The following is a 25,681-nucleotide window of genomic DNA, read 5'->3' as shown; positions in this document are numbered from 1 at the left end:
ATTGAGGAATTATCATGCCGAAAACGACGGGCGCGGCGCACGCCGCAGGAAACGGGCTGATTCCAGCCCTTGCGCTGGGAGCAGCCTTGGCGGCATTCGCAAGCCTCCCGATTCAAGCGCAGGTCTACGAGCCGAAGCCGAAAGCCGCGCCCGAAGACACGTTGTCGACCGATCCGAACCGGGTGCCGACGCCGCAGATGCGGCCCGGCGAAACGCTCACCGAGCATCTCGACCGCAACGACGGGGTCATTCGCCCGCAGGAACGCAACACGCCTGCCATGTCCACGGTCATGCCGCCCGAACCTCATCCGAATACGACACCGGTCATTCCGCCGCCGGGAACACGGGGCGGTGATCCCGACGTTCGACCCGAATAGAGCAAGGGTATCGCCGGGCGGCTTCATTTCTTTGGATGTTAGGTGAGTTGCGCCCGCGAAGCCGTTGCAGACGGTTGTGCGGCATGGTAGCTCACCGCTGAAGGCGCGCCGCCCTGGCCAGCCGCACAGCAAAAACCTCAGACAGTCCGGAGAACGAGCCGATGGCCGAGACCAATGGAACGAACGGCGGCAACGAACAGTCCGACCCGAGCGCGGGTCAGCCGCAAGTCAACGTTATCGGACAGTATATCAAGGATCTGTCCTTCGAGTGCCCGGACCCCACTCGCTTCTTTCGCGGCCCCGGCAACAACCCGAACCTGCAACTGAACTTCAACGTGCAGGTGAACAACCTTCAGGACGGCGTTTTCGAGGTCGGGCTTTCGCTCGAAGGCGAAGCCAAGAGCGATGAGGGCGTGCTTTACAATATCGAGCTGCTTTACGCGGGCGCGTTCCATTTGAAGAACCTGCCGCAGGAAGCCGTGCAGCCCGTTTTGTTCATTGAATGCCCGGCGCTTCTGTTCCCGTTCGTCCGCCGCCTCGTGGCCGACCTCACGCGCGAAGGCGGCTTCCCGCCGCTGCTGCTCGACCCGATCGATTTTGCCGGTCTGTATCGCCGTCGCGCCGCTGAAGGCCAGCAACCGCCGGCTGTCAGCTAGGAAATCGGCAACAGACGCATTTCTTGCCCCCTCTGCCGCAAAGGTTCGTGGAAAGGCATCGCCCTCTCTCTATGGTGCGGTGCCGTTTCGCGCATCAGCCGCGACACCAAGCGCGTCGGATATCGCACTCTTCGCCCTGCGGCGTGCCTCAAAGCCAGCAACCGCTTACGCCTTCGGCGGAGCGGTTTTTTTATGGCATTCATCACCGGGGGCCAAGGATGACCATCGGCGTCAGGGACTGACGGGGGCGTCTACCTGGATCCGCATCATCTCCGACGACATCCATGACAGCATGACCGCCAAGGCATCGGTCGGTTGCATGCCCTCGCAAAGCGCGGCCTCGAATGCGTTCGTCAGTTGAGACTGTAGCATATCCGAGACATGCTCCGCGATCAGCGGTTGAGGATTTCCCGGGAAGAGGGCATCCACGTCCCTCGGTGTCGATCTCAGCTCGTTACGTAAGGGCATCATGCTATCCTGTTGATCCTCTGTCGAAAGTACTTGCAACGGTGAGAACGTCACGCCTGACAGCGATTGTGGTTCTTGCGAAAGCCCTGATCACATTTCGTCTCCACCTCGATCAGTGCCTTCGCGAGTTCGCTTAGGCCGGCTCCCTCGGCTTCGCGGGTGAGATACCGCAGAGCGGCCAGTATACCGTTGATGTCTTCCTTCTGCTTTTCCGAGAGAAAGCTGTCTTCAACTACGATACTAGGCAGCGCGTTGCATTTTCGTGTGTTCGCCATAATTGAGGACGTTCTCATAGATACCCGTTTTCTCTCGAACCTTTTGCAGAACCGCCTCCGATACTGTCAGCGAGCCTGCTATGATCTTGTAGCCTTCTTCACTTCTCGAAACGTTCCCCAGCCAATCGACGTCCCAGCCGTTGCGCATGAAAATATTGCGGCAGTAGGCTGGATACATGACACCGACGATACGGGTCATGCCCTGTGCGAGTCCGAACTCCAGATATCCGATGATGAGTTCCTGAACGATCCTTCTGCGTTTCTCGATGGGCAGCTTCTCGTCGACGCAGAAACGGCTCCCCTCCCAGACTTCGCTCGCCCTGGGAATGACAACGTTGGTGACGAGGTGCGGAAAAATCTCCTGCAACATGTACGGGCGATCGGTCGGATACAGGCGGGATGAGCCACGCGCTCTTCCGAATTCGTCCCGCCAGACGAGATACCAGGCGGCGGGATTGTCGTACTGGTCGTATTCCATGTTACGGACCGTGGGCACCTTCCATCGCTGCCGCTGCACGATGCATTCGTGCCGAAGCTTGTGCTGCTCGTATATCGGATTGCCGGCAAACAGATGGTTCGTACTGATCGAAACACAGTCAATCATCGACACCCTCGCAACGCATGAACGACGAGGGTCATTAAGCGCGAAAGCACCGTCGCTCCGCAGCTAGCAACCTTGACAGGTTCCGACGGGAATCAGCCGATGAAGGAAGGGAGAATAAGACCGTGGCGAATGGCCTTGACGGTCGCGAGCGTCCGCTCGTTGGCATTCAACTTCTTGAAAACATTATTCATGTGAAAACGAACAGTGGAGTGGGACACCCCAAGGATATCGGCGATGACGGAGTCGCTCTTTCCCTCCGCCGCCCAGCACATGATCTCCTTTTCGCGCTCGGTGAGATAGACGTCGCCCAAGCCCTCCGTCAGGGGAACCTCGATCTTTTCCAACTCCGTGAAGGCGAGGTGAAATTGAATGGCCAGCGCCTGCACCTTATGGAGAAGCGCCCGATCCGGGTTCACGCCGCCATGGCTGCTCGCAATCCCGAAGCCCGCCAATTCGCCATTCACACCGCAAACAGGCACTGCGATTCCGTCGCAGAGTCGCGCTTCCTCCGCCTCGTGCATGACCTTCATCTGATCGTTATGCCACTTGCGATTAGCTAGCGCCGACGCCCAGGTGAACGGCCTGCTGGCCGACACACCGTATTGCGGGACGGGATCTTTTTTCTCGTACTGATTAATTCGGTAGTGCTCCATCCAATCGTCCGGGTAATTGCAGACGATGCCGTGTACCGCGTTCAATCCCACGGAAGGATGGTCGGTGATGAGGCTGTAGCAATAACGATCATAGCCGAAGACGGCGAGGGCTTTTCCGAAAAGCTCGGAAACTTCCTTGCTCGACTTCGCCGCGTTGGCGTCCTCAATAAATCGCTCGATCGCAAACCTGTCCATCACCACGTGCGCCGAATCGAGTAAGGCAAGTGTATGCTAACATGCACCAACTCACTCATGTAGGCAAAATATCCCGGCAACCGAGGCGCTTTTGGCCCAAATACGTGATGGGTTGGTTAAGAAACCGGCACGAAACCTTTCTCCAGTATCAAGTAGTTGAGATTGTTGAAGGGGTCGCCGTAGACCTCGCATTTTAGTCCGTCGACGAGCGCTTTCAGATCGGATCGGCTCCTGAATAGCAGGCGCTTTCTTCCGAAAAGCGCGAGATAACCGCGCAAGTCCGCAGTTGTGGCGACATTGCCAACGACCAACCTCCCGCCGACGACCAGCTGGTTTTTGAGTTCGCACAGAAGGCGGCGCGCTCGTTCATCGGGCGTGATGGTGAGCAACAAGGGGGCATAGATCAGATCGAAACCGCCACGGCCACGCAACGAACCTTCGATCCTGGATAAAGGAGTGGCATTGATCTCGATTTGTCTCCGATATTTATGGCTCAGGAATGCGCAGACGGTTCCTTGCTCATCGAGTGCGCTGAAATCGACAGACCTCAAGTCAAGCGGTCCGTCTTCCAATTCGCGGAGGTGCCCCGGCATCAATGCCAAAATCCGAGGACGCTTGCGACGCGTGCGGACATCCTCGATATAGGCGCGCATCAAGGTTTTCTGCAAACGCACCGAAAGCGCGAATGTGCTCCCGGTCAGCTGCTCGAAGAGCATCGCAGCGCTCTTTGGCGTACCAAGCGGCATAATGCCGCCATAGAGGAAATCGAGGGAGGTCGCGTACCCGCCAGGCTTCCACGCATAGCTTGTGGAGGGTTCCTCGCTGCAATGCCGATACATTCGGTGCGATCGCACCACGAGGCCCAGACGGCTCAGGCATCGCATGCGCGTCGCGAGGTCATAAACCTCGGAAAGCTCCCGCTCCAGAAGTTCATACGCAGCGCGCCCTTCGCCTTCTTCGAGAAGATCGGCCGAATGATCGAGAAGCCCGGCCGCCAGAAACAGCAAGCTGTCTGGTGTGAACGTGCCCAGACGATGCTTGAGTTCCTGCGCCGATGAATCGATTGGAGGGTACAGGCTTTTCCCGCTTCTTCGCATACAATCTTCCGCTTTGCCATGGGCGAGAGGCCGCCCGCTCCACAAGGAAAGCTGGCACTCTAGAGGTGACACCCCTTGTTTACAGGATACAAATGCATCCCGATTTTATTGAAAGTTGCAGCAACTTCGTACAAAACTGAGCGGCTTCTTTTCCGGGCTGAAACCAAAATGTACACAATCCGCCTATGGTCGATTCATTCGAGACGCTCATCGATCTGATTTATGAGGCTGCTGAAGACCCGCTCAAGTGGCAACGGGTTCTGGCTCACCTGACCGCCGCCGTGGGTGGATCGGGCGCGGCGTTTCACGCAAGCGAAGCAGATAACTCAGGGTTCAGCTTCGGAACGTGCTGGCAGATCGATCCCGAAGGTCAGCGCGAGTACGCGGACTACTATCACACGGTAAATCCTCTGGCCGTGGCTCTGGCCACGGTACCGGCTGGCGTTGCCGTCCCCGATCAGGCACTTGTTCCGCGCGAAGCCTACAAGAACAGCGAGCTCATCCACGATTACTCGCGCAGGTTCGATATCCGCGGTTCGATCACGCTGCTCGCCGCCCGCAACGAACAACGCCTGGCATGCCTTGGCGTCATCCGCCCCTACCGATCCGAACTCTTCGAGGCTCACGAAGTCGCGTTCGTGCAGCGCGCCGCCCCGCATCTGACGCGCGCGCTTGCGCTCAACAGGCGGCTGGCGCAGCTCGATGGCGAAAAACGAACGTTCGAGCAGGTGCTGGACCGGCTGGGTCACGCTGTGATCGTCCTGTCCGAAGACCGAAAGGTTTGCTACGAAAATGACGCTGCCCGTCGGCTTTTCCGAACGGGCGACGCCCTTCGCGTTGTTCAGAAACGGCTCGCCGCCGCGAGTCCGATTATCGACGCTCGTCTGGCCGAGGGGGTGCGAGCCGCGCTCGCTTTGAAGCGCAGGCGGGGCGATACCATTATGGTTCCGCGAGAAAACGGGGCGCGCCCCCTGATCGTCAGAATCATGCCCTTCGACCAGAATTCCGGCTTTCCGTTGGGTACAGGTACGCGCGCCATCGTCCTGATCTCGGATCAGGCATCGACGGCGGAAAACAAGGCGAACGAGATGATGAATGCGTTCGGTCTGACGCCAGCCGAAAAGCGTCTGGTTCATGAGCTTCTTGCCGGGCGCACCCTGCGAGAATCCGCGGAAAGCCTGGCCATCACACGCGCCACGAGTCGCAACAGACTGGCGCATATCATGTCGAAGACCGGCACCCACCGGCAAAGCGAGTTGATCCAGCTTGTCTTGCGCGGCTCGGCTGAAAGCGAAGTGTAGCCGGGGCCAAAGGGCTGCGCTCAGGCCGCCGTTTGCTCTGCGGGTACGTCGTCGTAGCGTTTCCACAGCGCCTTATCGCCGAGCGACGCGACAAAAGCGGCGTGCGCCCCCTCTTCTTCCGGCGTGAGCCGCGACGGCAGCGGCTTGAGGCGCACCTGCACTGCGGCCACCTGCCCTGCGACAGTCACCTTCGCAGAGCGAGCGCCCAGATCGAGCCCCGCCTGCTCTGCTCCGATCAGCCGCAGATAGACATCGGCCAGCAACTCGCTGTCGAGCAGCGCGCCGTGCTTCGTCCGCGTGGAATTGTCGATGCCGTAGCGGCGGCACAACGCATCGAGGTTGTTCGGGCTGCCGGGGTGTTTGCGGCGAGCGAGCGCGAGAGTGTCCGTAACGCGTTCCATGGAGATCGGCGGTGGATAGCCGAGCGCCTGAAACTCGTAATTCAGGAAGCCCACATCGAACGCCGCGTTGTGAATAATGAGGCGCGCGCCTTCGAGCACGGCCAGCATCTCCGACGCGAGCGCGGCGAACAGCGGCTTGTCGGCGAGAAAGGCGTCCGTCAATCCATGGATTGCGGTCGCTTCTTTCGGCACCGGACGTTGCGGATTGAAGTACCAGTGCCAGAAAACGCCCGTCGGGATGAAATTATGAAGCTCGACGCAAGCCAGCTCGATGATGCGATGACCGCTTTTCGGGTCGAGCCCGGTCGTCTCGGTATCGAGGACGAGTTCGCGCATGTCGCCCCGATTGACCCCTTCGATGCATCATATGTCTTTAAGAGCGGCCCACCGCTGATAAGCCAGCGGCGGCCGCGTAACGATATCCTTCAAGATTGCATCGATTTGGCGGCGGCTGTCCTCATGCCCGGTGCCCGTATCCACAACGAAATCCGCACGAGCCCGTTTCTCGGCGTCGGGCATCTGCCTCGCGATGATTGCTTCGAGCTTCTCGACGGTCATGCCGGGACGGTCGAGCAGCCGCTCGCGCTGCGCCTCGGCCGATGCGCTCACCACGATGACGCCGTCGAAAAGATCGCCCGCCCCGGTCTCGAACAGGAGCGGTATTTCAAGGATCGCAAGCGGCGTGCCCTTGTCCTGCTCGGCGAGCAGAAAGCGCCATTGCGCCGTGCGAACCAGCGGGTGAATGATGGCTTCAAGCCGCTTCATCGCAGCCGCCGAGCCGAGAACGCGCGCGCCCAGCGCCGCGCGATCAACGACGCCCCCCGCCGTCGTGCCCGGAAAGGCGGCCTCGATCAGCGGCGCGGCTGCGCCCGCGTAAAGCTCATGCACCACGCGGTCGGCGTCGAGCACGGGGATGCCGAGACCGCGCAGATAGGCCGCGGCCGTGCTTTTTCCCATGCCGATGGAACCCGTCAGCCCGATGACAATCATGCGCCTGCCTCCCGCGCGGCGATGGCGTCGAGCACCGCCGCGCGAAGCTCCGACGTCACGTGCGGCCGCACGCCGAACCAGCGCTCGAAGCCCGGCGCGGCCTGATGCAGCAGCATGCCGAGCCCGTCCACCGCGCGAAGCGCGCGCGCGCGCGCCTGCGCCAGAAGCGGCGTTTCAAGCGGCGTATAGACGATGTCGTTCACGGTCGCGTCGGCGGCGACGGGCGCGAGGTCGATGTCGAGCGGCGGCTGGCCCGTCATGCCGAGCGTCGAGGTGTTGACGACGAAACGCGCGCCATCGAGCACCGCCGGAAGGTCGCCCAGCGCGAAGCTTGTGGCAGGCGGAAACTCGGCGGCCAGAGCGTCGGCGGTCGCCTTTGTGCGATTGACGATGCGGATGTCGGCGAAACCGCGCTCGATCAGCGCCCACACGACGGCCCGCGCCGCGCCGCCCGCGCCGATCACCACCGCCGCGCCCAATTTATCCCAACCGGGTGCCTGTTCGTCTAGATTGGCCAGAAAACCAAAGGCATCCGTGTTCGCGCCGTGAAGTTTTCCACCATCGAGCCACAGCGTATTCACAGCGCCGATGGCGTCCGCCGCCGCGTCGCGCATCTCGGCAAGCCGGAACGCTTCGAGCTTGTGCGGCACCGTCACGTTGCCGCCGGAAAGCCCCGCCGCCGCGAACCCGCGAACGAATTCCGCGAAGTCCTTCGGCTCGACCGCTGCCTTGCCATACTCGCCCGCGATGTCGTGCTCGCGCAGCCAGAAACCGTGGATCACGGGTGAAAGCGAGTGCGAAATCGGCCAGCCAATGACACAGGCGCGTTTCATGGCCACCTCTCTACTTCTTCAGCACCGAAATGCGGCGCAGCTCTTCAAGCACCGGAACGATGGGCATGCCGAGGATTGTGAAATAGTCCCCCTTCACTTCCGAAAAGAGGTGAATGCCAAGCCCCTCGATGTGATAGGCGCCGACGGACGTCTGCACGCCCTCGCCCGCCGTCTCCATATACCAGTCGAGGAAATCGTCGGTGAAATCGCGCATCGTGAGCGTCGCCGTATCGACGAATTGCGCGACGTGTCCCCGATGCAGAAGCACGGCCGCCGAATGAAGCTGATGCTGGCGACCGCGAAGCTTCAGGAGCTGGCCGCGCGCTTCCTCCTGGCTCCTCGGCTTCTGCAGGATTTCGTTGCCGACCGCAAGCACCTGATCGGCGCCGATGACGATGGCGCCCGGCTCCGCTTCAAGCACATTGTCCGCCTTCAGCCGCGCAAGCGCGAGCGCGACATCGGGCGGCGCGATGTTGCGCGCGAAGTGCTTGTGCTCCTCCGCTTCGTCGACCCTCGACGGCTGCGTGTGAAAGCGCAGACCCGCGCTCGCAAGGATTGCCGCGCGCGCCTGACTTGCGGACGCGAGGATGATTTCAGGATAATCCGATTGCATGCGCCGATTGAGTACCTTTTCCGAAACTGCTTGAAGCGAAGTGCTATTCCTCTAGCGACGGTTACCCTCATAAATCGCGATGATCTGAGCGGCGGTTTCCTCAATGGATTTTCTTGTCACGTCCACGAACTGCCAGCGATTTTGCGAGCAAAGCCTCTTCGTGAACGCTATTTCGTTTTTTATAACATCGGTGTCGACGTAATCTTCGAAATTGTTGCTGTTCAGCGCAAGCAACCTGTTGCGTCTGATTTCCGAGAGCCGTTCCGCGCTTGCGACAAGACCGATGACGAATGCGGTCTTGAGGCTCGTGAGGTTCGGCGGCGGCGGAATGTTCGGTACAAGCGAGACGTTCGCGGTCTTGTAGCCGCGGTTCGCCAGATAGATGCTGGTCGGCGTTTTTGACGTGCGGCTCGCCCCTACGAGCACGATGTCGGCCTTGTCGAGATCGTCCGTGCGCTGGCTGTCGTCATGCGCGAGCGTGTAATTCATGGCCTCGATACGGCGGAAATAATCGGCATCGAGCGTGTGCTGCGCCGCGACGACGGGGCGCGACGGCATCTTCAGATAATCCTCGAACGCCTTGAGCACCGGCCGGAGCACGGCCACGCACGGCAGGCCAAGATCGCCGCAGCGCTTTTCCAGAAGTTCGGCGAGGTTGGGGTTCGCGAGCGTGAACAGCACGATACCCGGCGACGCCTCGATATGTTGAAATACCACGGCAAGTTGACGCGGGTTGCGCACGAGCGGGTGCATGTGCCGGTTCGGTTTCGCGCCCGGAAGGCGCACCACGGCCGCCTTCGCCATGGTCGTCAGCGTCTCGCCGGAGGCGTCGGAAACGAGATGCAGATGGAAATGCTTTGCGGCGGGTATAGCTGTTAATTCCGGGGATGAAGCGGCCTTCTCGGCGCCTTGCTCGGGCCTGGCATTTTCCGGGGCCATTGAGTCCTCCACGCCAATTAGAAAAGAACGCACAGCTCGTGACGCTCTGGAAAAAAAGCCCTAGGTTCTTACCCGGCCCGCGACCTGCGCTGAGTCTTCACAGGTTGTCCCCCACGTTATTCATTGCTGAGATGGGCAAAGCAAGGCTAAAGAGCAAAGGATGAAAGCCCCCGCAAGCGCGATTTTTCAACAGGACTCGTCGCGACGCATCGGCAGGAGAACGTGGTCTCCAAACCAGGGGAAGAACGCGGCACAACGTGATGTTTCCGCAAGTTGCCCCCCCTAAGAGAAACAACAGAACCTAAGATGGAATCTTATTGATGAACATCGCCGCTGAAACGCCGAAGACCGATCCGAAGTTCATTGCCGCGCTGAAGGGCACCGCCCACAAAGCGCCCCCCATGTGGCTCATGCGGCAAGCGGGGCGCTATCTCGCCGAGTATCGCGCAGTGCGTTCGCAGGCGGGTTCGTTCCTGAACCTCTGTTACAATCCCGAACTGGCGGCAGAAGTGACTCTCCAGCCGATCCGCCGCTTCGACTTCGATGCCGCGATCATCTTCTCGGACATCCTCGTCGTGCCCCACGCTCTCGGCCAGCATCTCGAATTCCGCGAAGGCGAAGGCCCGCATCTCGATCCCATCACGAGCCTCGCCGATCTCTCAAAGCTCTCCGTCGAGAAGGCGAAGTCCACGTTTTCCATCGTGTACGAAGCGATCGATCGCACCATCGCAGGGCTTGGCGATCGGACGCCGCTGATCGGTTTCTGCGGCGCGCCGTGGACGGTGGCGAGCTACATGGTCGAAGGCCACGGTTCGAGTGACTATCGCGCGGCGAAGCTCCTCGCCTATCGCGAGCCGGAAACCTTCAAGGCCATCCTCGATATGCTGGTGGAAGCCTCGGCCATGTATCTCATCGGCCAGGCGAATGCGGGCGCTCGCGCTCTGCAAATTTTCGATAGCTGGGCAAGCGCGCTTGCCGACAACGACTTCGACGCGTTCGTGATCGAGCCGACCGCCGAGATCGTGAAGCGCGTGAAGGCCGTGCATCCGAACGTGCCGATCATCGGCTTCCCGCGCGGCGCCTCGCCGAAATACGCCGATTACGTGGCCCGCACCGGCGTCGACGCGCTCGGCTGCGACACCGCCGCGCCGCTTCCCACGATTGCCGCCCAGCAGGACAAGGTGACCGTGCAGGGCAACCTCGATCCGCTGTTGCTGCTTGCGGGCGGCGATGCTATGGACCGCCGTGTGAACGCGATCCTGGAGGCTCTGGCTCCGAAGCCGTACGTCTTCAATCTCGGTCACGGCATTCTTCCGGATACGCCCACCGAACATGTCGAGCGCCTCATCCGTCTTGTGCGGGGCTGAGGCGGTCGCGCTCAATCGGACCGTCCGAAAGACAACGAATCGATCTATAGCGAGATCGGGAGCGCCAAAATCGCGGCGCTCCGAAACCCGCCCGCGAACGGCCTGCCATGATCAGCCTCATGAACGACGCCTATCTGTACCTCAAGTCCTTCCACCTGATCGCGGCCTTCGCGTGGATGGCGGGGCTGTTCTATCTTCCCAGGCTCTACATTTATCACGCTGAGGTTGGGGCCGGCACACCGCAATCCGAGACCTTCAAGGTGATGGAACGGCGTCTTCTCAAGGCGATCATGAACCCGGCGATGATCGTCACCGTGGGTCTTGGTCTGTGGATCGCCTTCGCCACCGATTATATCGACTGGCGCAACGCGCCGTGGCTTCACCTGAAAATCGCGCTGGTGGTCGGCTTGCTCGTCATTCATGGTTTTCTCGCCAAATGGCGCAAGGATTTCGAGGCCGACCGCATCCCGCACAGCACGCGCTTCTTCAGAATTATAAACGAAATCCCGACGTTGCTTCTGATCGGCATCGTCCTGCTCGTGATCGTGAAGCCCTTCTGACGCTTCTTCTCATGGGAAAAGATGAAACGGGACTTTTCGCATCTTTGCGAATGGCGCAAACGCTGCTATATTAGCGTTGTCGCCAACTATCCGACATTTACCTTTCAGGATCGGTCACCCCGTTCCCATATTGAGTGAAGCAGCCGCGATCTGCTCTCGAGACAAGACAAGCGGTTCAGCGAACGTCCTCACCTCCCCCCGGTTTGCGGACCCACCGTCCGCGCCAACCCACACTCTCCCCCCGAACAAAGTCGTCGACCATCATGCAAGAAATGAAGCTTCAAGACCTCAAAGCCAAGTCCCCTACGGAACTTCTTGCGGTCGCCGAGGAATTCGCAGTCGAAAACGCGAGCGCGCTCCGCAAGCAGGAGCTGATGTTCGCGATCCTGAAACAGCTCGCGGCGCGTGACATCGAGATCACCGGCATCGGCGTTGTGGAAACCTTGCAGGATGGCTTCGGCTTCCTGCGGTCGCCGGACTCGAATTACCTTCCGGGCCCCGACGACATTTATGTGAGCCCGAGCCAGATCCGACGCTTCGGGCTTCGCACCGGCGACACGGTCGAAGGGCAGATCCGCGGGCCAAAGGACGGCGAGCGCTATTTTGCGCTGCTAAAGGTCAACAAGATCAACTTCGACGATCCCGAGAAGATTCGCCACAAGGTTCACTTCGACAATCTGACGCCGCTCTATCCGGACGACTGGCTGAAGATGGAGACCGACCCGCCGCACTCGAAGGATCTGAGCCCGCGCGTCATCGACATCGTGGCTCCGCTCGGCAAGGGTCAGCGCGGCTTGATTGTGGCGCCGCCGCGTACCGGCAAAACCGTGCTGCTTCAGAACATTGCCCACTCGATCACGGCGAACCACCCCGAGTGCTATCTGATCGTTCTCCTCATTGACGAGCGGCCGGAAGAAGTGACCGACATGCAGCGCTCGGTGCGCGGCGAGGTCATCAGCTCCACCTTCGACGAGCCGGCATCGCGCCACGTGCAGGTGGCCGAGATGGTCATCGAGAAGGCGAAGCGCCTCGTTGAGCACAAGCTCGACGTCGTCATCCTGCTCGATTCCATCACGCGTCTCGGCCGCGCCTACAATACGGTGGTGCCGTCGTCCGGCAAGGTGCTCACCGGCGGTGTCGACGCGAACGCGCTGCAACGCCCGAAGCGCTTCTTCGGCGCCGCCCGCAATATCGAGGAGGGCGGCTCGCTTACCATCATCGCGACGGCTCTCGTCGAAACCGGCAGCCGCATGGACGAAGTGATCTTCGAAGAGTTCAAGGGCACCGGCAATTCGGAACTCGTGCTCGACCGCAAGGTCGCCGACAAGCGCGTGTTCCCGGCGATGGACATCGCGAAGTCCGGCACCCGTAAGGAAGAGCTGCTCGTTCCGCAGGCGCAGCTTCGCAAGATGTATGTGCTCCGCCGTATCCTGAACCCGATGGGGCCGATGGACGGCATCGAGTTCCTGCTCGACAAGCTGCGCCAGACAAAGTCGAACGGCGATTTCTTCGACTCGATGAACACGTAGCATGCTGCTGATGCGTACCGGATGTCGAGCGCGGTCGCTTGCAGGGCGAACCGCTGACAAGCGGGCCTGCCGCAATCCAGATGAGAAGCGCAGTCATTCTTTGGCTTTCAAACCGAAGATTTTAACGGCAGGCATCGTTTCGTTTGAGGGGCGCGCGCTCACGCAGACGCCCTTACCGGCCGCTCAGGAAATCCGCGATAGCGGGTACGAGTCGCGGCGATAGCGGCCTGCCGGGTTCGGCGTATGTGCCGATGTTCGGCGCGCGATCCGGCGGCGCGTCTTTCAGGACGTGATTCATCCCCTCGATAATTGCCACTCTCGCATCCGGCCGTGCCTTCGCCAGACGCTCGGCATCGGCGGTTTCGATCTGGATGTCTGTCGTTCCCTGCACGATCAGGACGCGGCATCTGGTCCTTGCGAGTTCGGCCACCGGATCGAGGGTGAGAAGCGAGATCAGATAGGGTTGCACACTCGGCCTGTAGAGCGCGACAAGCTCCGGCGGTACGGTTTCGACCCGCTCGCCGCGTCGCAGTTTTGCGGCGATGGCCCGCGAAGTTTCGCGAAGCGTGTCAGGCACTCCGGCAGCTTTCAGTTGTCGTTCCAGCAACTCCGCGAACGGAGTACCTGGGCCGGCAACCAGAACCAGCGCTGAAACATCCGCGCGCTGCGCGGCGAGCGTCGCCACCAGCGCGCCCTCGCTGTGGCCGAGCACCGCGACCGATTTCACGCCATCTTGCGAGCGGAGAAAGCCGATCCAGCGGACAGCATCTTCGACATAGGTGTCGAAGCGCAGAGCTTCCTCTCCCGGCGCAGCGGACCGGCTTTCTCCAATGCCGCGCTTGTCGATCCGCAGCGACGCGATGCCCCGATCCGCCAGACCTTTAGCCAGGAGTCTGAGGCTGTTGTTTGGCATGCCCGGTATGTTGCCGTCACGGTCGACTGGACCGGACCCCGGCAGGATGAGAACGGCGGGCGATAGCTGGTTGCCTTCGGGCAGCGTGATCGTGCCGCGAAGTCCGTCGAGCGAAACGCCGCGCTCGGTCAATGCCGATGCTTCCCATGGGAGAAGCAGCAACGCCGCGACTCCCCAGTATCGGTACCGGCTCCGCCACATCGAAACTCTCCGCCGCCGCACCGCAAGAGGTCATACCCGCGCCAACTCAAGCCCCCCTGCCGCCCAACCGTCCCGCCTGCACGGCGGAGCGGGGCATATGACTGATGCGGCTAAAGCTTGAGGCCGGAATGAATGGCCGCGATACCGCCCGACAGGTTGCGATATTGCACGCGGCTGAAGCCCGCCTTTTCGATCATCCCGGCGAACTTCTTCTGGTCCGGGAAGGCGCGGATGCTGTCCACGAGGTAGCGATAGGGTTCCGCGTCACCCGCCACGACGCGGCCGAGCGGCGGCACCACGGTATCGGAATAGACCTCGTAGACCTTGTCGAACAGCGGCACCTGCACGCGCGAGAATTCGAGGCAGAGAAAGCGGCCGCCCGGCTTCAGCACGCGGAACGCCTCGTTCAGCGCATTCTGCTTGTTATCCACGTTCCTGATGCCGAAGGAGATGGTGTAGAAGTCGGACGTGTTGTCCCGGTAGGGCAGGCTTTCGGCGTTCGCCTGAACGAACGATACCTTGCCCGCGAACTCGGGATGCTTGTCGCGGCCCGCGTCCATCATCGCATGGTTGATATCGGTGACGATCGAGCGCGAGCCGGGGCCGGCCGCCTTGAGAAAGCGCTTTGTGATGTCGCCGGTGCCGCCCGCCACGTCGATCAGCAGCGACGCGCTCGACTTCGACGGCGCAAGCCAGTTGATTGCCGCGTCCTTCCAGATGCGATGGACACCGCCCGACATCAGGTCGTTCATCAGGTCGTAGCGCGTGGCCACGCGGTCGAAGACGGTGTTGACGAACCCCTGAAAACCGAGGTTCTGGATTTTGTGATCGTAAGCGGTCATTCCGTTCGCTCCGGAGGCGAGTGAGAAAATTTGATGCGATATGTGGCGCACGGGCGGCACAATGTAAACGCGTCATTATGTTTTAGGCCATCAACCGGGACAGATGGCGCCTTCAATTGCCAATGGACTGTACAACGGCCATATTCCTCGGCGAGCATAGAGTGTTTACATCCGAGAGAAAAATTTCACCCCATGGCGCGCACCCCTCAACCTTATGATCTGGTCATTGCCGGTGCAAGCTTCGCCGGGTTGGTCGCCGCTAAAACCGCGGCCATCCGAGGGCTGAAGGTTGCCGTTCTCGAACCGAAGGCCGCCGCCGGTCAGCACGTCTCGTCGACGGGCATCCTCACGAAGGAAGCGGCGCAGGAAATCGACCTGCCGTACAATCTCACGCGCCGCGTTTACGGCGTGCGGCTTTACGCTCCCAATCTCCGCCATGTCGACCTGTTCGCGCCGGACAGCTTTTTCGTGACGACGGATACCGGCCGCGTGCTTGGCTGGCTCTCGCAAGAGGCCCAGCGGGCGGGCGCGCAAATCCTGTGGCGCACGCCGTTTCAGGGCGCGGACCGCAAGGACGGCGTCTTTCTGTTCAAGGGCGTCAACATCTCGGCGCGGCACATCATCGGCGCGGACGGCGCGCAATCGGCCGTCGCGCGCGCCTTCGGGCTTGGGCTGAACGAGCGGTTCATGATCGCCACCGAGCATGAATATGACGGGCTCCACGCCGATCCGCGCTTTCTGCATTGCTTTCTCGATTCGCGGCTCGCGCCGGGACATATCGCCTGGGTTGCGCCGGGGCCGTCGCTGTTTCATGCGGGCCTTGCCGCGCGGCCGGGGCGCAGGCCGCATCTCGCCGCCTTCCTCGCGAAGACCGCGCCCATCTTCGGTTTCGAGGATGCGAGGCTCGTTGAGCGGCGGACGGGACGCATTCCATGCGGCGGGGTCGTCCGGCCGTTCGCCACAGACGGCGTGACGCTGATCGGCGACGCGGCGGGCATGGCATCGCCGACAACTGGCGGCGGCATGGGCTTCGCGTTCCAGTTCGGGCGCCGCGCGGCGCAGATGGTGGCCGATCACCTCTTGCATCTCGGGCCGTCGCCGGAGGTGGCGCTTGCGAAGGAACTGCCGCGTTTCGGCCTCAGCCACCTGACGCGGCATGCGCTCAACCTCGCGCCGCCGAACGCGCTCCTGTCGGCCGCTCTCGGTACAGCGCCGATGCGGAGGTTCGCCCAGCACGTCTATTTCCGCGAACGAGGCGGCAAGGGCATCAGCTTCGCCGACTTCCAGACGCGGCTGAACGGCCTCGAAAGCCCTCCGCTCGGCGCGAATAGCGTCGCGCCGCGAAATATCCCGTAGACCTGCGATGGCGTGTGTTTTACGAAATGTCGTACGGCGCGATGCGGCCCGCGCCCGTGACACCATTTCGAACCGCCTTTGAGACACACGGAGACGTTCCATGCCGATGCATCGCTTTCTTGAGTGGCATGCCAGTCAGTTCATGACGAAGGACGTCGAATCCGTTCCCTCGTCGCTGACGCTCCGCGAACTCGGCGCGCTGTTCGATCACAACGACTACAATTCATTCCCTGTGGTGGATAACGACGTGCTCGTCGGCCTTGTGACGAAGCTTGACTTCCTGAAGGCGTTCATCTTCGACACCAGCCACCTCATGCCGCACTATGGCGAGGTCATGTCGAAGACGGTCGCCGACGTCATGATGAAGGACATCGTTCACGTCGAGCTTGAAACGCCGCTCACGAAGGTTCTTGAACTCATGGTGAAGCTTCGCACGCGCGGTTTCCCTGTGCTCGATAACGGCAAGCTCGCCGGCTTCATTTCGCGCACGGACCTCACCCACGCGCTGACGCTCGCGACACGCGACGAATAGCGCATCCACCGACCGGATCACCGGGCGGCCGAAGCGTAGCCGCTCATCAAACAGGTTTTCGCCAGGTTCAGCCATGTCGCAGCACGCCCTTACCGTAACGCGCGAACAGAACTTTCCCGAGTGGTATCAGGCCGTTGTCCGCGACGCCGACCTCGCCGAAAACTCGCCCGTGCGCGGCTGCATGATCATCAAGCCCTGGGGTTACGGCATATGGGAGCGCGTGCAGAAGGGCCTCGACGCGCGCATCAAGGAGACGGGGCACGAGAACTGTTATTTCCCGATCTTCATTCCGATGAGCTTCATCGCCAAGGAAGCGGAGCATGTGGAAGGCTTCGCGAAGGAAATGGCGGTCGTTACGCATCACCGCTTGAAGAACATCGACGGCAAGCTGGTGCCCGATCCCGAGGCCGAGCTTCAGGAACCGCTGATCGTGCGCCCGACGTCCGAGACGATCATCGGCGACGCCTTCCAGCGCTGGGTCAAGAGCTACCGCGACCTGCCGATCCTCATCAACCAGTGGGCAAACGTGGTGCGCTGGGAGATGCGCACGCGCATGTTCCTGCGCACGACGGAATTCCTCTGGCAGGAGGGCCACACGGCGCACGCCGACAAGGCCGACGCCATGGCCGAGACGCTGCGCATGCTGGAAGTCTACCGCAGCTTCGCCGAGGACGTGCTTGCGATGCCGGTGGTGGCGGGCGAGAAGCCCGAGAATGAGCGCTTCCCCGGCGCCGACAACACCTATTCGATCGAAGCGATGATGCAGGACGGCAAGGCGCTTCAGGCCGGCACGTCGCATTATCTCGGCACGCATTTCGCCGAGGCGCAGAATATCCGCTTCCAGAATGAGGCGGGTGAGCTTGCGCTTTGCCACACGACAAGCTGGGGCGTTTCCACGCGGCTCATCGGCGGCGTGATCATGACACATGGCGACGACGACGGCTTGCGCCTGCCGCCCGCCATCGCGCCGAAGCAGATCGTCATCGTGCCCATGCTGCGCGACAAGCCGGAAGACGCGGCCGTTGTCGAATTCTGTACGAGCCTCGCGGCGGAGCTTAACGCCAAGGCCGCGTTCGGCGAACCGATCCGCGCGCATATCGACAATCGCAAGATCAAATCGGCCGACAAGCGCTGGGACTGGGTGCGCCGGGGCGCGCCGCTCATCCTCGAAATCGGCCCGCGCGACGCGAGCGGCGGCAACGTCACGTTCACGCGCCGCGATGCCCTGCGCGACGGCGCGAAGGTGAAGTCGCATTCGCTGCCGCGCGCGGAGTTCGTCGGCGGCGTCGAGGCGCTGCTACGCGAAATTCAGAGCGCGCTTTACGCCGACGCGAAGAAGCGGCTCGACGCGAACATCAGCACCGACATCAAGACCTTTGACGAGCTGGCGGCCTATTTCGGCCCGGCGGAAGAAGACGAAGGCGGCGCGTTCAAGGGCTGGGTTCGCGTGTCGTGGTCGCGCCCGACGGGTGCCGCGCTGGAAGAGATCGCGGACAAGCTCAAGGCGCTGAAACTCACCATCCGCAACACGCCGCTCGACGGGAAAACGAGCGCAGCGACATGTTTCTTCACCGGCGGCGCTGCGGTCGAAGACATCATCATCTCGCGGGCTTATTGATACTCAGCCGCATTTGCTCGTACCGTACGCCGCTTGCGCAAGGTCGCTTGAGACCCGCGCCGCCATGAACAGCCGGACGGCCACACTTGCGCAATTGCGAGGTGATGAGGGAGAACCGCTCAGGCCAGGCCGAAGCAGGTCCGAAGGAAGCGGCCCGCCGCAAGGAGGCCGTGCCCGTCGATACCATGGCCGAGACCGGGCCGGATCTGCCATTGCACCGGCACGCCGACAGCTGCCAGCGTTTCGCGCGCGAGGTGGATCGCGGCGACGGGGATGACTTCATCCGCCGAGCCGTGAAGGAGGAGAACCGGCGGCTTCACCTTGATTTCGTCGGCGAGTCGCGCAGCGCCCGCGAGATGGCCCGAAAAGCCGACGATACCGGCGACGGGCTCGGGCAGGCGCAGCCCCGTTTGCAGCGCCATCATCGTGCCCTGGCTGAAGCCGACAAGCGCAACCTTCGACAGCGGCAGCCCGGCCTTCTCCGCCTCGCTCACGACGAACGCCGCAAGCGCAGGCTCCGCGTTGCGGACGCCTTCTTCCCACTCCCGCTCGCTGCGCGTCGAAAGCGAAAACCATTGCCGCCCGCCGAAATAACCGGGGATCGTTTCCGGCGCGTCGGGCGAGACGAAAGCGGCGTCCGGCAGGAGCGGCGACCATTCGCGGCCGAGGCCGATGAGGTCGTTGCCGTCGGCCCCATAGCCGTGAACGAAAATCACGAGTTGCCGCGCCGCGCCGCCTGATGCGGGGGCAAGGCGAGGGCCGTCGAGAACGGCGGGCGTTGTTATCGCAGGCATGGCGTCTCCGGAAGCTTGATCGATTACGCGGTTTCGGCGGGCGTCAGCGCCTTGATCGCGAGGGCGTGGACCGGCCCGGCGAGTTCCTCCGCAAGGGCGGCGTTAACCGCGCGATGTCGCTCCAGCGAGCTTTTTCCCTCGAAGGCGGCCGACACGATGCGCACGCGAAAATGAGTTTCTCCAGACTGTCCGGCTCGCCCTTGCGCCTCGTCATGATGAGCGTGCTTGCCGGACTCGTTTTCAATGACGAGAACCGCCGGAAGAAAGGCTTTTTCCAGTTTCTCTCGGATAGACTTCTCGACGGACATCGAACCTCCAGCCCCAAATGCGAGGCGCATTTCTTCCTCCAATTTACGAGGCACGATTTGGCGTTCTGTCAAGACCTTGTAAGGAGTTGCCGGTGGTCGCATACTGTCATCGAGGGCGGATGCGAAGCCGGATGCATCCGCGCGAAAACTTGGCTCCGGCAGGTGATACTCGTTTCCGCATGAAGCTCGATTCGAAATATTTCGACAGCATCCGCGTGACCAAGGGGCGCGGGCGCGGGCGCGCCGAGAAGCCCGCCGCCGCGGCTCCGCGCGCATGCCAGTGGCGCGGATGCACGAAGCCGGGTCTGCACAAGGCTCCAAAAGGCAGGGACGCCGAAGGGGAATATTACTATTTTTGCCGCGACCACGTGGTCGAATACAACAAGACCTACGACTATTTCGCGGGCATGAAAGACGAAGAGGTGGCGGACTTCCAGAAGTCGGCGGCCACCGGTCATCGCCCCACCTGGTCCATGGGCGTGCACGGTCACGACGCGCCGGAGCTTCACGCCGCGCGAGACGCCGCCGCGGCGGCCGCTGCGGCAGCGGCCAACGATCCGTTCGAGCTTCTGAAGCGGGTGCGCGGGCGGGAGCAGGCGCGCTCCGCCGAAGCGCTCAAGCAGCGCCGCGCGGTGTCCAAGGGCGCGCTGAAACATCTTCATTCGCTCAATCTTGATGAGACGGCGACATCCGACGACATCAAGATCCAGTTCAAGGCGCTTGTAAAACTTCATCATCCCGACCACAACGGCGGAGACCGCAGTTCCGAGGATCGCTTCCGCGAAGTGCTCGCAGCCTATAATTATCTGAAGCAGTCCGGCCTCGTTCGCTAGTCGTTTACTGGCGGGCGGCCCGACCGGACGGCTAGCCAGGGAAGCGCTGGCACGAAAACAATCCCGAGGGGAAGCCATGACCAACGGTGTAGCAGGCCTTGCGGGCCTGCCCGACATGAAAGTTTCTGTCAGTCAGGTGTTCGGCATCGAGAGCAACATGGAGGTGCCGGCCTACTCGCAAGCCTCCGAATTCGTTCCGGAACTCGACACGGATTACCTGTTCAACCGGGAAACCACGCTCGCCGTCCTCGCGGGCTTCGCCTACAACCGGCGCGTGATGATCCAGGGCTATCACGGCACCGGCAAATCGACACATATCGAGCAGGTTGCGGCGCGGCTGAACTGGCCGTGCGTTCGCATCAACCTCGACAGCCATGTCAGCCGTATCGACCTCGTCGGCAAGGACGCCATCGTCATCAGGGAAGGCCAGCAGATCACGGAATTCCGCGAAGGCATCCTGCCTTGGGCGCTGCAATCGAACACCGCGCTCGTCTTCGACGAATACGACGCGGGCCGCCCTGACGTGATGTTCGTCATCCAGCGCGTGCTCGAAGTGTCCGGCAAGCTGACGCTTCTCGACCAGAGCCGCGTGATCCGTCCGCATCCCGCCTTTCGCCTCTTCGCGACCACGAACACAATCGGCCTCGGCGACACGTCAGGCCTCTATCACGGCACGCAGCAGATCAATCAGGGCCAGATGGACCGCTGGTCGATCGTCGTCACGCTGAATTATCTGCCCTACGAGGACGAGGTGAATATCGTGCTCGCCAAGGCGAAGGGCTACGAGAACGAGCTCGGCCGCCGCGCCGTCGGCAACATGGTTCGCGTGGCGGAACTGACGCGCACGGCCTTCGTGAATGGCGACCTCTCCACCGTGATGAGCCCGCGCACGGTCATCACCTGGGCCGAGAACGCGACGATCTTCGGCGATGTCGGCTTCGCGTTCACCCTGAGCTTCCTCAACAAGTGCGACGAGCTTGAGCGCGGTCTTGTGGCCGAGTTCTATCAGCGCTGTTTCGGCGAAGAACTGCCCGCTTCGACCGCCAATATCGCGCTCGCCTGAACGCGGCCAGAGGAGCGTGCAACGTGCGTTTTGAGGGCGGTGCGATGTCGCCGAGGCGGCATCCGGGCCGCGCGTGATGTTACGATCCGGGAGCGGCACGCCGCTTTCCGGCAAGACCGATGAAGCGCCTTGAAGGCTAGGCCCATGCCGAACACCCCGAGAAAAAAGGCCGATCCGATCCAGCCGTTCAAGCGGGCGGTTTCGCTCGCAACGCGTTCGCTGGCGGGAAACAAATCCGTGAACGTCACGTTCGGCCCCGAGACGCCGGGTTTCGACGGCAAGACGGTGCGTCTGCCGTTGCCGAGCCGGGCGATCACGAAAAAGGAAATCGCGATCATCCGCGGCTATTCGGACTCGCTCGCGCTCATGATTTCGGCGCACGACGACAAGCTGCACAACGCCTACGCGCCGCCGTCCGGCGAGGCGCGGGCGGTTTACAACGCGATGGAGCGCGCGCGCGTGGAGGCGCTGGGGGCGCTGCGGATGAAGGGCGTCGCGAAGAACCTGGACGCCAAGCTCGCCGCGATCTACGAGCGTTTCCCGGATCGGGACATCGACCGGCAGGACGCGCCGCTCGCGGATGCCATCTCGCTCATGGTGCGCGAACGGCTCAGGGGCCAGAAGCCGCCGCGCGGCGCGAAAGGCGTCGTCGATGCGTGGCGCGACTGGGTAAACGAGCGCGCGGGCAGCATCCTCGACCGCGCAGACGCCACCGTCGCCGATCAGGCCGCCTTCGCGAAGCTCACGCGCGATGTGCTCGTCGCGCTCCAACTGATGGAGGCGCCTGCCGAAGACCCGGAGACGGAGCAAAGCGCCGACGCGGACGAGCAGAAGAACGAAGATAATCCCGGCGAAAGCACGCAGGAAGACAGCGATCAAAGCTCGCAGGCGTCCGAAGCGCAGGCCGACGACGCGGAAGGCTCGGACGCCGACGACGATGCCGACGCAGCCGACATCACCGAGAAGGACTACAAGCCGTCCGAGACCGAAGGCAAGGAGCAGCCGCATTCTTCGCGCCAGCCCAACACGTCCGTACTCGATGCGCCGGGAGACTTCGGCTACAAGGTCTACACGCGGCAATTCGACGAGTTCGTGACCGCCGAATCGCTGTGCGACGCCGACGAACTCGAACGCCTGCGGGCTTTCCTCGACAAGCAGCTCGCAGTGATCCAGGTGGCCGTCAGCCGCCTCGCGAACCGCCTCCAGCGCCGTCTCCTTGCGCAGCAGAACCGCTCGTGGGCCTTCGACCTCGAAGAGGGCATCCTCGACACCGCGAAGCTCTCGCGCGTCGTCACCGACCGCTTCCAGCCGCTCTCCTTCAAGATGGAGCGCGAAACGGAGTTCCGCGACACGGTGGTGACGCTCCTCATCGACAATTCCGGTTCGATGCGCGGGCGGCCGATCATGGTCGCGGCGTGCTGCGCCGACATCCTCGCGCGCACGCTCGAGCGCTGCGGCGTGAAGGTGGAAATCCTCGGCTTCACGACGCGGCAATGGAAGGGCGGACAGGCGCGCGAACAGTGGCTCGCCGCCGGCAAGCAGCCGCAGCCCGGCCGACTGAACGATTTGCGCCACATCATCTACAAGGCGGCGGACATGCCCTGGCGGCGCGCGCGGCGCAATCTCGGCCTCATGATGCGCGAGGGGCTTCTGAAGGAGAATATCGACGGCGAGGCGCTGACCTGGGCGCACGCCCGCATGCTGGCGCGACCCGAGCAGCGGCGTATCCTCATGATGATCTCGGACGGCGCGCCGGTGGACGATTCGACGCTTTCGGTCAACTCGGGCACCTATCTGGAGAAGCATCTTCGGCAGGTGATTCACGAAATCGAGACGCGTTCGCCCGTGGAACTCATCGCCATCGGCATCGGTCACGACGTGACGCGCTATTATCGCCGCGCGGTTACAATCTCGGACGCCGAGGAACTTGCGGGCGCGATGACGGAAAAGCTCGCGGAATTGTTCGCCGAACGCGGGCGCGGTCCCGGCACGCGCGGACGGTTCCATTAGCAGGCGGCGCCCGCGCTTCCGCTGCTGGGGATAACCAGCTCGAGGCGAGCCACACGCAAGCATCTTTTTCGACCATGAGGCCCACGACCACGGGAGGGCCACATGACCGACATTGCCGCTACGCTGGACGCCTCGGCGACGCTCGCTGCCACGGGGCAACACTTTCGACCCTTCAAGCCGCATCGCTGGATGCCGCAGAATACGCCTGCGGCGCTGCGGCTCGTGCCGGATCGGGACGGCGTGCCCGTCATCCCGCGCGACGATCTCGTTTTTCTTCTCAATGCAAGCGCCCGCGATCTTCTGATCTGGCGATACGACCCGCGCTTCCCGGTGGAACGCAAATGCGCGTATCCCGAGGGGGCGGGATACAGGATTGACGAAACGATCGCCTTTCTGAAGACGCGTCAACCTCAGGATCAGGCGCGCGTCTGTCCGTTGCTGCCGCTCGGACCCGTGAATGCGATGCGGCGGAGCCTGTTCAGGCCGACGTGGCTGGAACTGCTGATCTCGGTGGGCGTCGCGGCGATCAGCGCCATCTTGTCATTTCAGGGGATCATGGCCGTCGCCCTTTGACGCGGCTTGCGGCGGTAAAAAAAGGCCCCGGAAAGCGTAAGCCTCCGGGGCATTTCTTGAGAAAAACCGCAACCAAGTACGCAGGGCCGGGACGCCGCCGACTAATGGCTGAAAGAAGGCACCATCGCTAAGACCATGTGTATCAACAAGGTAGCGCGTTATTACGCGTTTGATAAGGGCTATTCGTATTAATTTTTAAGGCCGGACCAAATGGCGTGATCCGGCCTTTGTTCGGGCTACTCGGCCGCCTTGAGTTGCACGTCCTCAGGGGCGAGGCCCATCCTGGAAGCGACGCCGAGCCCGTATTCGGGATCGACCCTGTAGAAGTGTACGACCTGCCGCTTCACGATCTCCACCGGCACACCCTGCATGGCTTCCGCGATGTTGCTGAACAGTCGCTCCTTCTGCCCGGCGTCGAACAGGTGGAACAGCGCGCGCGGCTGACTGTAATCGTCGTTGCCGATGCGGTGATTGTAGCGGTCCGCGTCGCCCGAAACCTTCAGCGGCGGCTCGCGATATTGCGGCGCTTCCACCGCGCCGCCGAACGAGTTAGGCTCGTAGAAGGCGTCGACGTTGCCGGTCTGGCTACCGAAGAAGCGCATCGCGCCGTCCTTGTGATAGGTGTGCACGCCCGATTTCGGCGCGTTCACCGGCAACGCCTCGTAATGCGTGCCGAGGCGATAGCGGTGCGCATCCGCATAGGAAAACACGCGCGCCTGGAGCATCTTGTCAGGGCTGTGGCCAATGCCCGGTACCACATTCGACGGCGAAAAGGCGAGCTGCTCGATCTCCGCAAAGTAGTTGTCGACGTTGCGGTTGAGTTCGAGGATGCCAACCTCGATCAGCGGATAGTCGCCATGCGGCCAGACCTTCGTCAGGTCGAAGGGGTTGTAAGGCGTCTTGTCGGCGTCGGTCTCCGGCATGATCTGCACGAACAACCGCCATTTCGGGAAGTCGCCGCGTTCGATGGTGCCGAACAGCTCGCGCTGATAGCTCTCGCGGTCCTTGCCGACGATCTCCTCGGCCTCGCGGTTCGTGTGGTGGCGGTGCCCCTGAAGCGTCTTGAAGTGGAATTTCACCCAGAAGCGTTCATTCTGCGCATTGACGAACGAATAGGTGTGCGAGCCGTAGCCGTTCATGAAGTGAGGCGCGACCGGGATGCCGCGATCCGAGAACAGGATCGTCACCTGATGCAGGCTTTCGGGCGACAGCGACCAGAAATCCCACATCGCCGTGGGCGAGCGCAGGTTCGTCTTGGGGTGGCGCTTCTGCGTGTGGATGAAGTCGGGGAATTTCAGCGCGTCGCGGATGAAGAACACCGGCGTATTGTTGCCGGCCATATCCCAGTTGCCTTCCTCGGTGTAGAACTTGATCGAGAAGCCGCGCACGTCGCGCTCGGCGTCGGCGGCGCCGAGTTCGCCCGCCACCGTCGAGAAGCGCGCGATCACCTCCGTCTTCTTGCCGATGTCAGAGAACAGCTTTGCGCGGCTGTACGTCGTGATGTCGTTCGTGACGGTGAAGGTGCCGTGCGCGCCCCAGCCCTTGGCGTGCACCACGCGTTCGGGGATGCGCTCGCGATTCTGATGCGCGAGTTTTTCGAGCAGGTGAACGTCCTGCAACAGAACCGGCCCGCGTTCGCCCGCCGTCAGTGAATTCTGATTGTCGGGAACCGGAGCGCCCGCCGTCGTCGTCAAAATGGGTTTGTCGGCCATTTATTTGCTTGCTCCCTGTTTAGAATGGCTCGAACTTAACCACATAGCGCAATCAGGGCTATTCGCAT

27 protein-coding genes are annotated in these 25,681 nt (G+C 62.1%); 13 read left to right on the top strand and 14 right to left on the bottom strand.

Translation table 11 applies throughout. From position 1 onward, the window contains the following. The first annotated feature begins 14 nt into the window (after positions 1-14). Both KKP04_RS00800 and secB read left to right on the top strand, forming a co-directional pair. Positions 15-377 carry a hypothetical protein gene (locus KKP04_RS00800; RefSeq protein WP_215025121.1) on the top strand — a complete coding sequence of 121 codons (363 nt, stop codon included), beginning with the start codon at positions 15-17 and terminating at the stop codon, positions 375-377. 161 nt (positions 378-538) lie between these two features. Next, positions 539-1,033, top strand: a complete 495-nt coding sequence (secB, locus tag KKP04_RS00795; protein WP_215025118.1) for a protein-export chaperone SecB — start codon at positions 539-541, stop codon at positions 1,031-1,033. A 518-nt stretch (positions 1,034-1,551) separates the two neighbouring features. Here secB and KKP04_RS00790 read toward each other — a convergent pair. From KKP04_RS00790 to KKP04_RS00775, 4 genes are all read right to left on the bottom strand, one after another. Next, a complete protein-coding gene (locus KKP04_RS00790; RefSeq protein WP_215025115.1) occupies positions 1,552-1,776 on the bottom strand; it encodes a hypothetical protein in 225 nt (74 codons plus the stop codon). Further along, entirely contained in the window at positions 1,742-2,380 is a 639-nt protein-coding gene (locus tag KKP04_RS00785; protein ID WP_215025112.1) for an acyl-homoserine-lactone synthase, read from the bottom strand. The genes KKP04_RS00790 and KKP04_RS00785 overlap by 35 nt, the downstream gene beginning before the upstream one ends. A gap of 92 nt (positions 2,381-2,472) precedes the next feature. Continuing rightward, entirely contained in the window at positions 2,473-3,228 is a 756-nt protein-coding gene (locus KKP04_RS00780; protein ID WP_251133824.1) for a LuxR family transcriptional regulator, read from the bottom strand. A 116-nt stretch (positions 3,229-3,344) separates the two neighbouring features. Then, positions 3,345-4,325 (bottom strand): hypothetical protein, encoded by a 981-nt coding sequence (locus KKP04_RS00775; protein ID WP_215025106.1) that lies wholly within the window; start codon positions 4,323-4,325, stop codon positions 3,345-3,347. 185 nt (positions 4,326-4,510) lie between these two features. On the opposite strand from KKP04_RS00775, the gene KKP04_RS00770 reads away from it, so the two are divergent. Then, positions 4,511-5,626 carry a helix-turn-helix transcriptional regulator gene (locus KKP04_RS00770; protein ID WP_215025102.1) on the top strand — a complete coding sequence of 372 codons (1,116 nt, stop codon included), beginning with the start codon at positions 4,511-4,513 and terminating at the stop codon, positions 5,624-5,626. Between the two features lie 20 nt (positions 5,627-5,646). Here the strand turns inward: KKP04_RS00770 and dnaQ are convergent, their stop codons facing one another. The 5 genes from dnaQ to KKP04_RS00745 are packed head-to-tail and all read right to left on the bottom strand — an operon-like array spanning position 5,647 to position 9,402. After that, positions 5,647-6,363, bottom strand: a complete 717-nt coding sequence (gene dnaQ, locus KKP04_RS00765) for a DNA polymerase III subunit epsilon (protein WP_215025099.1) — start codon at positions 6,361-6,363, stop codon at positions 5,647-5,649. A 27-nt stretch (positions 6,364-6,390) separates the two neighbouring features. Beyond that, on the bottom strand, positions 6,391-7,017 hold the full coding sequence (gene coaE, locus KKP04_RS00760; RefSeq protein ID WP_215025096.1) for a dephospho-CoA kinase: 627 nt from the start codon (positions 7,015-7,017) through the stop codon (positions 6,391-6,393). Continuing rightward, positions 7,014-7,850: a shikimate dehydrogenase gene (locus KKP04_RS00755; protein WP_215025093.1), complete on the bottom strand. Its 837-nt coding sequence runs from the start codon at positions 7,848-7,850 to the stop codon at positions 7,014-7,016. Before KKP04_RS00755 ends, coaE begins: the two co-directional genes overlap by 4 nt. Before the next feature lie 10 nt (positions 7,851-7,860). Beyond that, complete coding sequence (locus KKP04_RS00750) at positions 7,861-8,463, bottom strand: nucleoside triphosphate pyrophosphatase (protein ID WP_215025090.1); 603 nt, start codon at positions 8,461-8,463, stop codon at positions 7,861-7,863. Positions 8,464-8,514: 51 nt separating this feature from the next. Then, positions 8,515-9,402, bottom strand: a complete 888-nt coding sequence (locus KKP04_RS00745; protein WP_215025087.1) for a pyruvate, water dikinase regulatory protein — start codon at positions 9,400-9,402, stop codon at positions 8,515-8,517. 320 nt (positions 9,403-9,722) lie between these two features. Here KKP04_RS00745 and hemE point away from each other — a divergent pair, with 320 nt between their 5' ends. The 3 genes from hemE to rho all read left to right on the top strand — a co-directional run bounded on the left by hemE (position 9,723) and on the right by rho (position 12,858). Then, positions 9,723-10,769 (top strand): uroporphyrinogen decarboxylase, encoded by a 1,047-nt coding sequence (hemE, locus tag KKP04_RS00740; RefSeq protein ID WP_215025084.1) that lies wholly within the window; start codon positions 9,723-9,725, stop codon positions 10,767-10,769. 107 nt (positions 10,770-10,876) lie between these two features. Further along, positions 10,877-11,329 (top strand): protoporphyrinogen oxidase HemJ, encoded by a 453-nt coding sequence (gene hemJ, locus KKP04_RS00735; RefSeq protein ID WP_215025081.1) that lies wholly within the window; start codon positions 10,877-10,879, stop codon positions 11,327-11,329. A gap of 263 nt (positions 11,330-11,592) precedes the next feature. Then, entirely contained in the window at positions 11,593-12,858 is a 1,266-nt protein-coding gene (rho, locus tag KKP04_RS00730) for a transcription termination factor Rho (protein ID WP_215025078.1), read from the top strand. A 172-nt stretch (positions 12,859-13,030) separates the two neighbouring features. Here the strand turns inward: rho and KKP04_RS00725 are convergent, their stop codons facing one another. After that, positions 13,031-13,972 carry an alpha/beta hydrolase gene (locus tag KKP04_RS00725; protein WP_215025075.1) on the bottom strand — a complete coding sequence of 314 codons (942 nt, stop codon included), beginning with the start codon at positions 13,970-13,972 and terminating at the stop codon, positions 13,031-13,033. A 110-nt stretch (positions 13,973-14,082) separates the two neighbouring features. Continuing rightward, positions 14,083-14,814, bottom strand: coding sequence for a bifunctional demethylmenaquinone methyltransferase/2-methoxy-6-polyprenyl-1,4-benzoquinol methylase UbiE (gene ubiE / locus KKP04_RS00720; RefSeq protein ID WP_215025072.1), 732 nt, complete (start codon positions 14,812-14,814; stop codon positions 14,083-14,085). Positions 14,815-15,006: 192 nt separating this feature from the next. Between ubiE and KKP04_RS00715 the strand changes: the two genes are divergently transcribed. The 3 genes from KKP04_RS00715 to proS all read left to right on the top strand — a co-directional run bounded on the left by KKP04_RS00715 (position 15,007) and on the right by proS (position 18,320). Then, complete coding sequence (locus tag KKP04_RS00715; RefSeq protein ID WP_215025067.1) at positions 15,007-16,170, top strand: NAD(P)/FAD-dependent oxidoreductase; 1,164 nt, start codon at positions 15,007-15,009, stop codon at positions 16,168-16,170. 100 nt (positions 16,171-16,270) lie between these two features. Continuing rightward, a complete protein-coding gene (locus KKP04_RS00710; protein WP_251133808.1) occupies positions 16,271-16,702 on the top strand; it encodes an HPP family protein in 432 nt (143 codons plus the stop codon). A gap of 73 nt (positions 16,703-16,775) precedes the next feature. Beyond that, positions 16,776-18,320, top strand: coding sequence for a proline--tRNA ligase (proS, locus tag KKP04_RS00705; RefSeq protein ID WP_215025064.1), 1,545 nt, complete (start codon positions 16,776-16,778; stop codon positions 18,318-18,320). Between the two features lie 119 nt (positions 18,321-18,439). Here the strand turns inward: proS and KKP04_RS00700 are convergent, their stop codons facing one another. Both KKP04_RS00700 and KKP04_RS00695 read right to left on the bottom strand, forming a co-directional pair. Next, positions 18,440-19,114, bottom strand: a complete 675-nt coding sequence (locus KKP04_RS00700) for an alpha/beta hydrolase (protein WP_215025062.1) — start codon at positions 19,112-19,114, stop codon at positions 18,440-18,442. A gap of 23 nt (positions 19,115-19,137) precedes the next feature. Beyond that, a complete protein-coding gene (locus KKP04_RS00695) occupies positions 19,138-19,422 on the bottom strand; it encodes a BolA family transcriptional regulator (RefSeq protein WP_215025609.1) in 285 nt (94 codons plus the stop codon). A gap of 179 nt (positions 19,423-19,601) precedes the next feature. On the opposite strand from KKP04_RS00695, the gene KKP04_RS00690 reads away from it, so the two are divergent. From KKP04_RS00690 to KKP04_RS00675, 4 genes are all read left to right on the top strand, one after another. Beyond that, positions 19,602-20,255 carry a DnaJ domain-containing protein gene (locus KKP04_RS00690; protein WP_215025059.1) on the top strand — a complete coding sequence of 218 codons (654 nt, stop codon included), beginning with the start codon at positions 19,602-19,604 and terminating at the stop codon, positions 20,253-20,255. A 76-nt stretch (positions 20,256-20,331) separates the two neighbouring features. Beyond that, positions 20,332-21,318 (top strand): cobaltochelatase subunit CobS, encoded by a 987-nt coding sequence (cobS, locus tag KKP04_RS00685; protein WP_215025056.1) that lies wholly within the window; start codon positions 20,332-20,334, stop codon positions 21,316-21,318. Between the two features lie 144 nt (positions 21,319-21,462). Next, positions 21,463-23,328 carry a cobaltochelatase subunit CobT gene (gene cobT, locus KKP04_RS00680; RefSeq protein WP_215025051.1) on the top strand — a complete coding sequence of 622 codons (1,866 nt, stop codon included), beginning with the start codon at positions 21,463-21,465 and terminating at the stop codon, positions 23,326-23,328. A gap of 102 nt (positions 23,329-23,430) precedes the next feature. Further along, positions 23,431-23,901 carry a hypothetical protein gene (locus KKP04_RS00675; protein WP_215025048.1) on the top strand — a complete coding sequence of 157 codons (471 nt, stop codon included), beginning with the start codon at positions 23,431-23,433 and terminating at the stop codon, positions 23,899-23,901. Between the two features lie 236 nt (positions 23,902-24,137). On the opposite strand, the gene KKP04_RS00670 is transcribed toward KKP04_RS00675, so the two are convergent. Further along, positions 24,138-25,613: a catalase gene (locus KKP04_RS00670; protein ID WP_215025045.1), complete on the bottom strand. Its 1,476-nt coding sequence runs from the start codon at positions 25,611-25,613 to the stop codon at positions 24,138-24,140. Positions 25,614-25,681: the final 68 nt, after the last annotated feature.

The organism is Rhodomicrobium sp. Az07 (assembly GCF_018619475.1).
GTDB lineage: Bacteria > Pseudomonadota > Alphaproteobacteria > Rhizobiales > Rhodomicrobiaceae > Rhodomicrobium.
The sequence above is the reverse complement of the archived record's forward strand: the minus strand, read 5'-3'. Positions and strand labels throughout refer to the sequence as shown.